This is a genomic window from Photobacterium sp. 1_MG-2023, assembly GCF_030547945.1.
Taxonomy (GTDB): Bacteria; Pseudomonadota; Gammaproteobacteria; order Enterobacterales; family Vibrionaceae; genus Photobacterium.
The window spans coordinates 61,897-75,535 of record NZ_JAUORR010000011.1 but is presented as its reverse complement, the minus strand read 5'-3'; the positions used below and the strand labels follow the sequence as shown (position 1 = coordinate 75,535).

Genomic DNA, 13,639 nt, shown 5'->3' with positions numbered 1-13,639 from the left:
GACAGCATCATGCATCGTATTCTTCGTCAGACAGCGCTTACTTTGACAGCGCTGTCTGCTTTTTCTGTGTCAGCTCAGCAATCGGTCAGACCAGGTCTTTCCGGGGATGTCAGCATCAATCTCGGCTGGTTTAAAAATGACTCCAAACTCAGTACCGAGCAATCTTCAGTGCTCAATTCGCTGAATGATCCCGGGAAAGATGAAGAAAAAACGCTGCCAGTCCCCATGTGGAATTTACAATTGGGACTGTCCCCTTCGACCGCACTCTACTTTAAATCAGCGCTTGGCGGCATGGCCAGCAGCTTTTATGTGCAAGCAGGGGTGACTCAATCTCTGTATGATGGTTCGGCCATCGGTCTCGGCTTCATTCCCGGATTCTTTGAAAATGAAGTCTGGGATGACCCGTTTCAAACGGGCTCCCCCCGGCAGGAAACGAAACGCACCATTCGCGGTTTTGTCTTCGACTATGAAAACATTGCAGGCAGTCAGATTTCGCTCGAACTGGCCGGCGGCAAGCGCCGGATTGACGATGAACGCAGTGGCTCAGGCTACGACACCGAGGCACAAAGTGCTCTGAAACGCGAAGGGGACTTGTACTATGCAGCCCTCAGCCAGACGCTGCCCTTCAGCCGGGATTTTAGCCTCGACTGGCAACTGCATTATTTAGGGGATGACGCACAAGGCGGAGCGCTCGCAAATCAGCGATATGGCGCGGAACTGACGGCGAAGCAACGCTATCACCACTACATCTTTATGCTGGGTGCGAGTGGCGCCAGAATCGACTACGACGAACGTCATCCAATCTTTCATCAGGTGCGTGAAGACAATCGGTATGGCGTCTCGCTCACCCTGATTTATCTGGCGCCGTTCCAATGGCAGAACGTCAGTGCGATTGCCCGGGCCGGATATGACACCTTGTCGTCAAATATTGATTTTTACGATGAAAATCAAAGCCTGTACAGCATCGGGCTGGCATATCGGTTCTGACTTCATTCAAAACCGTCAGATAAGATTGAAATATTGCAGACCGGGGGCAATCCCCCGGCGGTTCAATTATGAACGGAAAAATAATCGGCTGAATTTCTCTTTCGTATTTACCCAGTTCATCTTGTCCTGAATATCATTCAAGCTCGTCAGCTCATTACGGTAAGCCACAGCAATTGGCCATCGCTGCCCGTTGATCTCTAGCACCAGTGAAGGAAAGCCAGAAACACCCAGAGCAGCGGTGAACGCCAGATGGTCTTCCAGTCGCGCCTGCACCGCTGGACTGGCCAGATCCCGTGCAAATCGAACCGTGTCCAAATTCAGTTCACCGGCGAGCAAACAATGCGTCTCGGTATCAGAAGGATTCATGGCGCGAAGATAATATGCCTTTTGCAACGCAGCCGTCATGGCATCCCCCTGCCCCTGACATTCAGCCGCCAGCACGGCTCTGCAAGCCGGATACGTTGAACGACGCGGACGGCATGTTGCCCAGAAGTCATGATTGAATGAAGTGCCCAATTGCCCTTCAATACGCCGCCAGGTCTGTTGCAGCATTTGCTGCATCTCTTCCGGCATCGGCTCGTCACTGTCCGGGGCCAGACCGCCAAGCACAGCACGCACTTCAACCGTTTCCGGCAATTTGGCTTTCAACCGTGCGAATGCTGGTTGATACCCCCAGCACCAACTGCACATCGGATCGTGAACATAATAAAGAATTGCAGCCATTGTGCCTCCCGACATTTAAAAAGGGCAAACCCCTTTTATAAACGAACATTCCGGTAAAGCAAACTTAAATCTGATAGAAAAAAACCGGGATATCAGATTCATCCGTTCGTCTGCATCTGGCGAAGCTTCGCCGTCTGATGCGCAAACAGGTGCGCGGCCTCCTGCTCTGTGACGGTCAGTTTGAATTGCGTTTTCAGCAATTGATACAGCATTGTGCTGTCTTCAATGGCCACGGTTTTGTCAGAAACATGCTGGTCATCATATTCAAAATAGGTCAGATTCCGGATCAGCATTCTGCGTTCAGCCACAATTCTGGAAACAACCAGATGATTCACAAAAGCCGCATCAGGCGACTGATAGCTGTAGAAATGTGCAATCTGGCAGTCCGATTCCACATATTCGGCAAAATCGAACCGGTACAAGGTTTGAGCCGTATCACCATGACGGGCAATCACCATGAACCCGCCCCGGCCATCCGGCTCTACATGGTAATCGTAACGAAGTGAATCTTGTGCTTCCCCAGTTTCCAACGCGATAACACGACGCGGTGTCATCACTCCGAATCCGCCATCGATCAAATACGGTTTCCCATCCAGCTGAAGTAAGGTCAGGCGATGAGAGCGACCATTGTCCGGATTGCCATTCAGCATCACCCGCCCAATCAGAGGGCGTACATCAAAACCCAGAGATTGCAGCGCCAGAAAAATCACTTTGTTATGTTCAAAACAGTAACCACCACTGCGTTCTGACACCAGCCGGTCAAACAAGGCTTCCGGTTCCAGGCTCAAATCACGGCTCAGGATGACATTCACACTCGAAAACGGATAACGCGCCAGATGAGCTGTTTGCAGCGACTGAACCCACGCCAGAGTATGCTGAGGCTCAGCCAGATCAAGAGATTGCAGGTACGCTTGTATATATTTGTCCATCGTTTCAGCCTTCTGAAAGTACGCGATGGCACTAAGATAAAACCTCAGGTTAACCTGAGGTCAATCATTTCTTTCAACAATTTCATCCGTCACGATAGTGATGGCTTAACCCATCTCAGAACGCTCAGTCACTGCGTCCGCATCGGCGCTTTCCATTGCTTCAACGGCCTGTGGCACGCATTGCTCAATCAGCGGTCTTTTCTTCTCATCAATCCGCTCACTGAACTGATTCAGCAAGATACTGAGTTTCGGACTGATTCGTACCTGACAAAAAGGCCGTTCCGGATTTCGGTAAAAGTAATTCTGAATTTCCTCACGGGAAGGCTCAAAGATGTCGAATCTCAGCGCCTGGGTCAGAATTGGTTGTTCGAATTCAGCCTGAAGGGCTTTCAGGCACAATTGAGAGGCATGCTGCTGATCCGGGCTGAACGCATAAACTGCGGAACGATACCGGTGTCGTAATGCGTGATTCGACGTACAACTGTGGGTGTATAAATGAATTTGAATCAGCGTGAATAGATCAATCCGGGCCGGATCAAAACGCAGCAGAATCCCTTCAGATAATTCCGCATGGCCCTGAGCGGCAAGCCAGCCATGATCGACTTCGCAAACACCTGATAATGAACGGAAAATCGCTTCCGTGCACCAGTGACAGCTTCCCCCGAATCCTATGGTCTCCATCGCCCGCCTCTCCAATTTATTCACGTAAAGAGTTTGACCTGTCACACCCTTAATTGGTTTCAACGCAAGAGAGGGAAATTTCACACAAACAAAAAAATCCCCGGTTTTCGATAGGAAACCGGGGATTATTAAAAAGCTAACAGAGCAAAGTGAGATTAACGCTGCTCACGCTGCTGTTTTTTACGGGCCAGTTTTTCCTGACGACGTGCTTCGATGATCGTTTTTGCATCACCACCGACGTGCTGCTCACCTCGGGTTTCAGCAAGCTGTACCTGCTTCTCACGCTCACGGAAACGCGCTTTTTGCTCATCCGTATGCTTCTCAAAACATTTCGGACAGCTGACGCCTTTCTCAAACTGTTCGCTCTGCATATCCTGCTCAGTGATTGGCAAGCGACAAGCGTTACACAGCGCATAATTACCTTTTTCCAGGGCGTGATTCACCGTGACTCGGCCATCAAAGACATAGCACTCGCCTTCCCACAGACTGTCTTCTGCCGGTACTTCTTCCAGATATTTCAGAATGCCACCTTCGAGGTGGTACACTTCTTCAAAACCCTGCTCTTTCAGATAAGCCGTTGATTTTTCACAGCGGATACCACCGGTACAGAACATCGCAACTTTTTTATGCTTGGCCGGATCCATTTCTTCTTTCACGTAATCCGGAAATTCACGGAACGTTTCTGTTTTTGGATTAACCGCATGTTTGAAGGTACCGACTTCAATCTCATAGTCGTTTCGGGTATCGACGACGAACACTTCAGGATCAGAAATCAGCGCATTCCAGTCCTTCGGTTTCACATAGGAACCCACCACATGACGGGGGTCGATGCCTTCAACACCCATGGTGACGATCTCTTTTTTCAGTTTCACCTTGGAACGGTTGAACGGCTGGTTCGCATCAAACGATTCTTTAAAGACGATATCTGCCAGACGCTCATCTTTCCGGAACCAGGCCAACAGCGCATCAATACTTTCGCGCTTGGCTGCAACCGTGCCATTGATACCTTCTTTCGCCAGCAGCAGGGTGCCTCGAATTTCTTTTTCTTCCATCAACTGCTGCAAAGGCTGGCGCAGCGCTTCAAAATTTTCCAGTGCAACAAATTTGTACAGTGCGCAGACAACGTATTGGGACATCGTTTTTCCTCAGTGCGGGCTGGATCGTAAATCCAGAGCATTGTGTTCAATCAGGCAGCAAAGCGATGCCTGTCGTAAAGCGCGGCATTATAACCAAGACTTGCGATCATAAACACTCATAAAAATCATGGTTAATAATTTTTGTCATCGCTGGTCTAATCTAAAGCAGAATATCAATGCAACCCGCTTGAAATTCCCTCACCTGCACTCTATCTATAGGCAGTACCCAAATCTTGGAGGTCTTTATGCTGACATGGGAAACCGTTCTGGAATATGCAGCCAATGAAAACCCGGCGCCTGCTCGTCGGGTTGAGAAAAGTGAAGCTGAGTGGCGTCAGCAATTAAGCGAGGATGCTTATTATGTCACGCGTCAGAAAGGCACTGAACGCCCTTTTGGATCTGACATGTGCGAACTGTTTGAACCAGGTGAATATGCCTGCATCTGTTGTGACAACATGCTGTTCGATGCCAGTGAAAAATTCGACTCTGGCTCAGGCTGGCCTTCATTTACGCAGCCCGTGACACCCAATGCGATTCACTACCATCTGGATACGTCCCACGGTATGCAGCGTATCGAAACCACATGTGCGGTGTGTGATGCACACTTAGGGCACGTTTTTCCGGATGGCCCGGCGCCCAGTGGCTTAAGGTACTGCATGAATGCCGTCGCACTGAAGAAAATGGGCTGACCCGCATCTGCAATCAGCCCCCCAAGCAATCGATGATTGCTTGGGTACTTTTGAGGTTTATTTAAATTTATTCCAAGCCGACTGAAACGCCTTTTTCATTGAACTGAATGCTTCTTCAGCCCCTTGGCGCAGTTCCTCCCAGGCCTCTTCACTCGCGTGTTTCACTTCTTCCAGTTTCTGATTTGCTTCGGATTTCTTTTGCTTCAGATGGCTAATTTCGTCCCGGTATTTTTCTTTCATTTCCGCACTGGATTGCTGCGCTTTCGCTTCCAGCTTGTCAATTTCTGCATTGAGTTCTTTCATTTGGGCATTGAGTTTTTCAACAAAAGCTTTTCTGTCCATTTCAGGCTCCATCCAATTGTTTCACGTGCGAATTTGTCCCATAAGCATAGTTGCTGAATGAACGCTAAGCACAAAAGGTTGCAGCAGATGGCGACAAGCGCTATAACGCTCAAAAGCACGAGTCAGGAGGCAAGGATGAAAATTGCACAATTAGGCAACCCGGTCTTACGTCAGCAAGCCAAAACACTGAGCACTTCACAATGGCAATCCTATGGGCCTTTCTTTGCCGAACTGGAGCAACTGATGCTGCGACATCAGGGCGTCGGGATTGCAGCCCCTCAGGTCAGTGAATCTGTCAGCGCTTTTATTGTGGCCTCGGCACCAAACGCACGCTATCCCAATGCCCCGTTTATGACTCCCACTCTGATGCTGAACCCATCAATTGAACGGATGAGCGACACAATGGAAAAAGGCTGGGAAGGCTGCCTGAGCATTCCGGGCATCCGGGCACTGGTTCCGCGTTCAACGCATATTCGGGTCAGCTATGAACAACTCAACGGCGAGAAAATTCAGTGTGAAATGACCGGATTTATCGCACGCATTTTTCAGCATGAACTGGATCACCTGAACGGGATTGTTTTTCTGGACCGGGCTGACCCACTGGATTATGCCACTGAGTCTGAATATCAGCGCCGAATCAACCTGAACTAGAGAAAGCGGCCATCGCCGCTTATGAACCGGATCAGCGAGACAAATGCGCAATAAAGCGTTTCATCTGCACCTGTAAAGTCTCTGCCTGCTGTGGATCAGTGAGTGTTCCCTGAGCATCAAACGCCTGATTTCCGGCTGGAATCGCCAGTTGATCTGGCATCACAAGTACACCGATATTGCCCAGGACCATGCGCAACATGGTGAGTCCTCGCAATCCTCCAAGTCGCCCGGGAGAAGTACTCAGCAAGTAGGCAGATTTCCCCTGATAGGCAACCAACCCGGGCACCTCCCCATCCGGACGGGAAATCCAGTCCAGTGTATTTTTCAGTAATGGCGAAAAGCTTGAATTGTACTCAGGTGATGCAATACAGATCCCCTGATGCTGAACAAAGATGTCTCTTAATGCCCGGGCATTGTCAGGAATCCCTTCTGCTGACTCCAGATCCCCGTTGTAAAGCGGCATCGGATAATCCGACAGATCAATGTAGGTCACTTCTGCCTCAAGTTCAACCGCCACGTCTGACGCATAGTATGCCAGTTGTTTGTTCAGTGATTGCTTTCGACAACTACCGGACAGGAACAGTATTTTTGCTTTGTTCATGGATCTGAACTCCTTTTACTTTCGGTTTTCCCGCGTGTGATACCTGTCCCCGCTTTGCTGTTTTTTTCATCAATAACAGAGCCAGTAAAATTAAACCTATACCTACCCACTGCAGAATGCCAAGGCTTTCGCCAACCAGACCAATCCCAAGCATCACTGCCGTCATTGGATTGACCAGAGAAAGCATCGACATCACATTCGGGCCAAGCGTTTTGATGGAGCGAACCCATGCCCAATAGCCAAATGCCGTATTCAATAAAACAAGCCATAACAAGCCTGGTACTTCATGCATCGTGATTGCCGCAGGTGCCCCGGCGACCATCCAGGCAAACGGAACCAGCATGAAGCCGCCTAAAACAAGCTGCCAGGCCGTGAAGCCCAGTGCGTCGGTGACTGTCCAGCGTTTCATCCAAAGCGCTGACTGAGCAACCAGCGCTGTTCCCGCCAAAGCGGCGACTGTCCCGATTGGATCCAGATCTGCTGATGGATTGAGTAATAAACCAACCCCGATCAAGCCAAGCACAGCCAATGCCACAGCCATAGGATCCGGCTTTTTGCCCTCGCCCAGCCATTGCAACAACATCATCTGAAGGGGCATGGTTGCACCGAGTGTCCCCGCAACCGATCCTGGCAAGCGGTATGCCGCAATAAACAACAAGACAAAAAATGCGGCAATATTGCAGAAACTCAGCAACGTCATGCGCCGCCAGCTCAATGGCGGCAATTTCGGGCGAATCAGCAATAGCACCAATCCGGCTGGCAACGCTCGAAATACCGCGACCCAGTAAGGTGACATATCTTGCAAAAATAACCCGACCGCAGCATAAGTGCTGCCCCAGAGCACCGGAACCATGAATGCCAAAAGATAGTTCATCTGTCTTGCCCCTCAATATCTGGAAAAAGTATCTTTACTTAAAGATAGATTAGTGGCCTTTTACCTTTAGTTCAAGTATCTTTATTAAAAGCAAGTAATTCACCATTCATTCAATGACGCATACAGGAATTCACCATGCAAGATCATGTCGATAAACTGCTGCTGCAGTGGCAGGAACACAGGCCAGACTTAGACTGTTCGCCAATGGGTGTGATCGGAAGGATGTACCGGGGCCATAAGATCATGACGGATCAAATCAATCAGGTCTTTAAAGCGTTCGGGCTGATACAGGTGGAGTTTGACATTCTGGCTTCCCTGCGCCGCTCCGGTGAGCCACTCACACCCACGCAGTTGTACCACACAGTCATGCTAACCTCCGGCGCAATGACGACCCGCTTGGATAAACTTGAAAAGCGTGGGTTTATCTACCGTCAGCCCAGCGATAACGACAGGCGAAGCTGCACTGTCTCACTCACGGAATCGGGACAGGCACTGATTGATCAGGCGGTCACAGCCCATGTCGCAAACGAGCATCGGATGCTGGCTGTTTTGGATAAAGAGGAGCAAACTGAGCTGGCGAATCTGCTTCGAAAATTTCTGCTGGCACATGAATCCAACCTGAAATAATACCAATCAAAGTAAGCAAATGATCAGAAATAGCGCAGGAAAAACGGTTGAGCACAAGGCAGATTTTTTAGATCAGTCATGATTCTACAATCAAAAAACATAACGCAGTTTTCGAACATTGAACAAGCTGGGATGACCCGTGATTGACTGCGATTGGTATCAAGGATTAAAGCTGGCGCAGCTCATCCTGAACGGCCTGATAACGCTGCGTCATATCAGCTCGATCCTCCGCAACGGGCAGGCTTTTCTGGCGTGAACGGTAAATCATCTCTGCCTGTCGGGAAACAGCCTGCTGCTGCGCCTGTGTTCGGCAGTGACTTGCAATCCGTGCCAGCTCTTCGAGCAGGCGAATTGAAACCGCGACATCCGTCAGGCTGTGCTGGCGGATTTGATCAAAAGAAGCGGCCAGGACACCCGAAAATGTCAGTGCCGGTTCTTCCAGCTGAAGTGTCCCTGTGTCGTCATACCATTGTGCCGGATGAAAAGCCCGTCCCGTCAAGGTACATAAAATGGCACTGAGCCGATCGACACAGGTCATTGCCGTAAAGGGATCATTGATCCCGGGAGACAAAGCGCGGACAGCCACTTCCACCAGCTGATGAATCGCGAATTCAGGATCCTGCTCCGGTGTTCTCAGCTTCCCCACAATGAAGCAGGACCGAAGCTGATCATCCAGCGTCTCCTCCAAGGCTTTATCCGATGAGACCACCACCAGCGAGCTGCCTTTCACAACAAATGCCCCGGCACGGTATCTCAGTTGAATCTGACAATCTGAGGAAGCCGCCAGTTGTTGCAGGCATGCCCGATCCACAGCCTGCAGATATCCTTCCGCTGCAGCCGGCACAGTCCGGTGAAACATACCCGTTCGCTGCAATTGCGCCTTGCGAGGTGTTTCACTGGTCGCTCCCAGAGATTCCGGAAAAAAATGCTCAATATGCTGATTGAGTTCTTCGTAAACACCATTCACCACATGATCTGCCTGTATCGAAGTCGCGACATGATGAATAAAATAAATCAGGACACCGACATTCATCAGTGCAAGTAACAGTGACAGATTCACCGCAATTCGGGGGACAAATACTTGCCCGTTTTGACCCGTCACGCTACTGAGGACGAGCAAACAATAAATAAAGGTGGCGATAAAGGTGCCCAGCACATATTGATTGCCGGAATCTCGCATAAAGTTTCTCAGTAATCTGGGCCCAAACTGAGAGGATGCCAGTGTCAGCGCAACAATGGTGATTGAAAAAGCCACGCCGGCAACCGTCACCATGGAGCCCGCAATGGTCGACAGAATACTTCTGGCACCTTCTGCACCACCGGCAAAACCTATATCGGGCAAGCTGACAGGGAAATAATGAAGATGACGATCTAATGTCACAACAATACGGGCCACCCCGACCGCAATCAGCACTAACATCGCCGGAATAAACCAGAAGCTGTTTCTGATCGTTTCCCAGCGATTCATCCAGTAGGTTTTCATGTTGGCTCAACTATCACATACCTGAAGATGTGTTTAAAGATAGCAGAGCCACACAACCCTCAGATCAGTGTGATGTCGCTGGCCAGACCGTTTTAAAATGCTCAAGCACCAGCATCACCTCTTCTGTCATCTCAATCCCCAGAGCATCACACTCCCGGCTGAAAAATTGCCAGTGCGCTTTCCGCCACCATTCAAGTGACTGGTCGCCTTCTCCTTCTGCCGCAGCAAAAGCAGGGGATACGTCTTGGAAACGACATTCACTGACTGTCGTGATTTGCGTGATGGCAACGGGCTCGCCTGCCCAGTTTGTCACAATCTGAAGATGACCAACGCAAGGCATCGGCTCCGGTCCGTTTTCATCACCGGTTTCATACCAGTACTTCATGCTGCAACTGGCCTGCTTCTGCTGTTTCAGCACCAGTGCTGCACAGAGATCCGCATTTTCCTGATCCGCACAAAAATAATCTGCGCTGACACTCGGAATCTGCAGAATCCGGGCTTCGGGTAAAGTCACCAAATACCCAGAAAGAAAATGGGCAGCTTCCGTTGAAAGCTGAAATTGTCCGGCCAGTGTCTCTGGGGAAAAATTCTTAAAAATCATCACAATCCGTGTTCATTCAAGTGAGTCAGAGAGATTCTCAGTCTGTCAGTGCGGCAGCCAGGCCCATCTGGTATCCGGCATCCAGGCGTTTTTTATCGGTTGTCACACGTCCGACATCAAATTCTGCCGGCGGCGCAATGACCCGGATACTGCAATCGGCAGGTGGGTTCTGAATAAATTCAATGGCCTGATTATAGCGCTGGGCGCGATTGAGCATCACCTGCGCCAGCTGAGGTGAATCTGCAAGCATTCGCCGCACCAGCCAGGTGGCTCTACTGGCTTTTTTACGATAACCCAGTGGCCGGGATAAAATCACGGTGATCTCCCGGGCTCCCATCTCATAAGCTCTGATCACCGGGATAGAATCTGCAACACCACCGTCTGTCATCGGCACGCCATCCAGCTCAGGAAACGCCCGGTAAGCGATCGGGACTGAACAGGACGCTTTCAGCAACGGCTCCAGATTGGCAGCAGTAGCTTGCGTGTAGATCGCCTCGCCCGTCGCGACACAGGTTGTCACCACATATAAAGGGATCGGTTGTGCGCCGAAGGTTTCCAGATCAAGCCGAATTTCATCAATGGTAACTTGCCACAACCAGTCGAGATCCAACCAGTGTCCGCCACGGACAAACTTGCGTAAACTGATAAATTCAGGACGACAGGAATAATCAGTAATCACTTTATAATTACGACCCGGCTGGTTCGCCAGCCAGGCCGCAAGATTGGTGGAACCCGCAGAAACCCCAATACAAAAATCGAACGGACCGTAATCCCGCTCTAAAAAGCCATCCAGAACGCCGGTCGCAAATATACCGCGCATAGCGCCCCCTTCCACAACCAAGGCGCTTTTACTTTGAGGGTTTTGCATCTCAGGCTCCTTTTCAGGTTTCAGGTTTCAGGTTTCAGGTTTCAGGTTTCAGGTTTCAGGTTTCAGGTTTCAGGTTTCAGGCTGAAAGGGTTCACATCTATTTTCAATACTGAGCGGACAATTCATGAACATCCGATGTCCTTCTTTGGAAATGCCCCATATTCTGATCAAGTCTGGGCAATGGGTTTAACCCGCGACAGGTTGTAACGGTGTTTCCAGTGTCAGCTGGTAAAAATCTAAATCGAGCCAACGGTCAAATTTATAGGCCGCTTGCTGAATCGTGCCTGAATATTGAAAGCCAAGCTTCTTGTGTAATGCGATACTCCCCGCATTGGAAGAATCAATCCCACCCACCAGCACATGGTAATTCTGAGAACGGGCAGCCTGAATTAATGCCGCCATTAACACTTTCCCTAAGCCTTTCCCCTGATGATCCGGGTGAATATAGACGGAGTGTTCCACGGAGTATTTGAATGCCGCCCATGCACGGAAAGTACCGTAACTGGCAAAACCCATCAGCTCTCCCGCTTCATTTTCCAGACCAATCACCGGAAAATCGTGCGCTTTTTTTGTTTCGAACCAGGTTTGCATCACAGCCATCGTTCGCGGCTGATACTCATATAAAGCGGTGGTGTTCAAAATGGCGTCGTTGAAAATCGCCTGTATGGCTTCCCCGTGAGATTCATACGTACAGTGTACAAACTGCATCTTCCCTCCTGATGCACACAATTCCAGAATCATGATGATTCCAGACAGAGACACCAAGTATGCTGATTTTAGAGTGCCGGAGCCAGATAATTCGCTGCCAGCAACAGGAGCAAAGAAACAGCAATCAACCAGCCTGAAAATACAATTTCCTGATAGGCCTTATCCAGCAGAGCATTTTTCTGCTCATTACTCTGATGCAGCTTTTGCCACACTTCATAGCAGCGGACCACCGCAAGATGAGCATTCTGATTCGCCCCCTGCTGTTTCATCTCCTCCAGCCAAGTGTCCGGCAAACATACGCCGTAATCCGCAATGGGCCGCAGTAACCGAAATAACAGGCTCCACGCTGAGATCAGGCCCACATAAGTGAGTCCGATACTGATAGCAGCCAGCCATCCAACCCCATGCTGCGGTGGCAGAAAAAGGGAGGAAGAGACAAACACCACAATGGTGAAACCTGCGATCACCGCAGAATGTAATCCCAGCAAACGAGCCGATTTTTCATCCAGATGGCGTGCATACTGCTGCGCGTCTGACAAAGCAGAGCGCGCATGCTGATAGAGCACCGCAGTGTTGTCGTCTCTCATCATTCAGGGCTTATCATGCATTGAAAATGATTCATGAGAGTATAGACCGACTTGCACCCCACAGTGCCGCTGGCCATCGGGGATGTCTTACCGGAACGTCTGCCGGATGCACCCTTGCCCGTCCTGAAAACTGACTTCAGCAAATGCCCCGTTCACTAAGGGCATATTGGGGGCAACATGGCCGATATCGGTGTCATACACCACGGGCACCGGCAAATCGGCCAGTACTTGTTCCAGCGCCGCCACATGCGACAGGGACTTTTCATGTTTCTTCGAAGAACCGTCCCGGCCGATCAGGACGCCATTCACCTGCTCAAATACCCCATTCAGCTTCATTGTCCAGAGCATGCGGGCCATGGCTGTCGGAGACAGCTCCGAATTTTCCAGAAACAGAATCAGCCCGTCCGCTGGATAAAGTGATTTCAGATGCTTCAGATCCAGATAGGGCGTGTTCGACAACAGGCCAAGTGTGTCCAGACAACCACCGATCAGCCGACCGCTGAACTGCACTGCACCTTTTAACCGTCCGGACGACAGCAACTGCCATTGTGTTGGCTGACACAAAGCCAGCAACGCATTCGGATCTGCAGCATAATTCGATGGAACATGCTCGTGACAGGCAGATTGCTCCTGTGCAAGAGACCCGCCTTCCGACAAACTCAGTACTGAAAACACAGCAGAGGTCAGCGGATCTTGCTCTGCCGGATGGAGTTGCATTAAATTGGCAGCGTGCAGGCTGGCCCAACCACAGGTTGCCGTCAGCGTCGCAGACAAGGTGCTGATATCTGAAAATCCAACCAGCCATTTCGGTTTGGCGTAACGCAATAAGTCCCAGTCTATCCGGGGCAGGATTTCCATCGCCAGTTCGCCGCCCCAGGGGGGAAAGATCGCATCCACCCGGTCATCCAGCAGAAAGTCCATCAGTTCTTTCGTGCGAACCGCTGCCGGTGCACTGACATGGGCGTGATTTTCACGGAGACACTGGCCTTCAAGCACCTTAAAACCTTGATCACGCAACCCCTGAATCACAATATCCAGACGTTCATGACATGCTGAAGGCACCCCGGAAGAGAATGCAGTCACCGCAACGGTACTGCCGGGCTGCAAAGGAGACGGATAACGCATAAGGCCTCACACCAATATGAAACAAAG

The 13,639-nt window shown here is 50.3% G+C and carries 17 protein-coding genes; 4 read left to right on the top strand and 13 right to left on the bottom strand.

Annotated elements, in window-relative coordinates; genetic code table 11:
* The first annotated feature begins 9 nt into the window (after positions 1-9).
* Positions 10-987 carry a DUF2860 family protein gene (locus tag Q4579_RS11675; protein ID WP_303564339.1) on the top strand — a complete coding sequence of 326 codons (978 nt, stop codon included), beginning with the start codon at positions 10-12 and terminating at the stop codon, positions 985-987.
* 66 nt (positions 988-1,053) lie between these two features.
* Here the strand turns inward: Q4579_RS11675 and Q4579_RS11670 are convergent, their stop codons facing one another.
* The 4 genes from Q4579_RS11670 to Q4579_RS11655 all read right to left on the bottom strand — a co-directional run bounded on the left by Q4579_RS11670 (position 1,054) and on the right by Q4579_RS11655 (position 4,456).
* Positions 1,054-1,710 carry a DsbA family protein gene (locus Q4579_RS11670; RefSeq protein ID WP_303564338.1) on the bottom strand — a complete coding sequence of 219 codons (657 nt, stop codon included), beginning with the start codon at positions 1,708-1,710 and terminating at the stop codon, positions 1,054-1,056.
* A 98-nt stretch (positions 1,711-1,808) separates the two neighbouring features.
* A complete protein-coding gene (locus Q4579_RS11665) occupies positions 1,809-2,639 on the bottom strand; it encodes an arylamine N-acetyltransferase (protein WP_303564336.1) in 831 nt (276 codons plus the stop codon).
* Between the two features lie 105 nt (positions 2,640-2,744).
* Positions 2,745-3,320 (bottom strand): peptide-methionine (S)-S-oxide reductase, encoded by a 576-nt coding sequence (locus Q4579_RS11660; protein ID WP_303564334.1) that lies wholly within the window; start codon positions 3,318-3,320, stop codon positions 2,745-2,747.
* Positions 3,321-3,475: 155 nt separating this feature from the next.
* Positions 3,476-4,456 (bottom strand): rhodanese-related sulfurtransferase, encoded by a 981-nt coding sequence (locus tag Q4579_RS11655; RefSeq protein WP_303564331.1) that lies wholly within the window; start codon positions 4,454-4,456, stop codon positions 3,476-3,478.
* A gap of 245 nt (positions 4,457-4,701) precedes the next feature.
* Here Q4579_RS11655 and msrB point away from each other — a divergent pair, with 245 nt between their 5' ends.
* Positions 4,702-5,145, top strand: coding sequence for a peptide-methionine (R)-S-oxide reductase MsrB (gene msrB, locus Q4579_RS11650; protein WP_303564329.1), 444 nt, complete (start codon positions 4,702-4,704; stop codon positions 5,143-5,145).
* 57 nt (positions 5,146-5,202) lie between these two features.
* On the opposite strand, the gene Q4579_RS11645 is transcribed toward msrB, so the two are convergent.
* Positions 5,203-5,487 carry a hypothetical protein gene (locus tag Q4579_RS11645; RefSeq protein ID WP_303564325.1) on the bottom strand — a complete coding sequence of 95 codons (285 nt, stop codon included), beginning with the start codon at positions 5,485-5,487 and terminating at the stop codon, positions 5,203-5,205.
* Between the two features lie 135 nt (positions 5,488-5,622).
* Between Q4579_RS11645 and def the strand changes: the two genes are divergently transcribed.
* Positions 5,623-6,138, top strand: a complete 516-nt coding sequence (gene def, locus Q4579_RS11640; protein WP_303564323.1) for a peptide deformylase — start codon at positions 5,623-5,625, stop codon at positions 6,136-6,138.
* A gap of 31 nt (positions 6,139-6,169) precedes the next feature.
* On the opposite strand, the gene Q4579_RS11635 is transcribed toward def, so the two are convergent.
* On the bottom strand, positions 6,170-6,739 hold the full coding sequence (locus Q4579_RS11635) for an NADPH-dependent FMN reductase (RefSeq protein WP_303564321.1): 570 nt from the start codon (positions 6,737-6,739) through the stop codon (positions 6,170-6,172).
* Positions 6,705-7,613 carry a DMT family transporter gene (locus tag Q4579_RS11630; RefSeq protein WP_303564319.1) on the bottom strand — a complete coding sequence of 303 codons (909 nt, stop codon included), beginning with the start codon at positions 7,611-7,613 and terminating at the stop codon, positions 6,705-6,707. Before Q4579_RS11630 ends, Q4579_RS11635 begins: the two co-directional genes overlap by 35 nt.
* A 135-nt stretch (positions 7,614-7,748) precedes the next feature.
* Between Q4579_RS11630 and Q4579_RS11625 the strand changes: the two genes are divergently transcribed.
* A complete protein-coding gene (locus tag Q4579_RS11625) occupies positions 7,749-8,240 on the top strand; it encodes a MarR family winged helix-turn-helix transcriptional regulator (protein ID WP_303564316.1) in 492 nt (163 codons plus the stop codon).
* Between the two features lie 166 nt (positions 8,241-8,406).
* Here the strand turns inward: Q4579_RS11625 and Q4579_RS11620 are convergent, their stop codons facing one another.
* The 6 genes from Q4579_RS11620 to Q4579_RS11595 form a co-directional block, all read right to left on the bottom strand.
* The gene (locus tag Q4579_RS11620; RefSeq protein ID WP_303564313.1) at positions 8,407-9,723 is read right to left on the bottom strand and encodes a DUF2254 domain-containing protein; all 1,317 of its coding nucleotides are present in this window, start codon (positions 9,721-9,723) and stop codon (positions 8,407-8,409) included.
* A 64-nt stretch (positions 9,724-9,787) separates the two neighbouring features.
* Entirely contained in the window at positions 9,788-10,324 is a 537-nt protein-coding gene (locus Q4579_RS11615) for an ASCH domain-containing protein (protein WP_303564310.1), read from the bottom strand.
* A 37-nt stretch (positions 10,325-10,361) separates the two neighbouring features.
* Positions 10,362-11,192 (bottom strand): patatin family protein, encoded by an 831-nt coding sequence (locus Q4579_RS11610; RefSeq protein ID WP_303564308.1) that lies wholly within the window; start codon positions 11,190-11,192, stop codon positions 10,362-10,364.
* Positions 11,193-11,378: 186 nt separating this feature from the next.
* Entirely contained in the window at positions 11,379-11,900 is a 522-nt protein-coding gene (locus Q4579_RS11605) for a GNAT family N-acetyltransferase (protein ID WP_303564306.1), read from the bottom strand.
* A 68-nt stretch (positions 11,901-11,968) separates the two neighbouring features.
* Positions 11,969-12,490: a hypothetical protein gene (locus Q4579_RS11600; protein WP_303564304.1), complete on the bottom strand. Its 522-nt coding sequence runs from the start codon at positions 12,488-12,490 to the stop codon at positions 11,969-11,971.
* A gap of 84 nt (positions 12,491-12,574) precedes the next feature.
* A complete protein-coding gene (locus Q4579_RS11595) occupies positions 12,575-13,612 on the bottom strand; it encodes a S66 peptidase family protein (RefSeq protein ID WP_303564302.1) in 1,038 nt (345 codons plus the stop codon).
* Positions 13,613-13,639 lie beyond the last annotated feature (27 nt).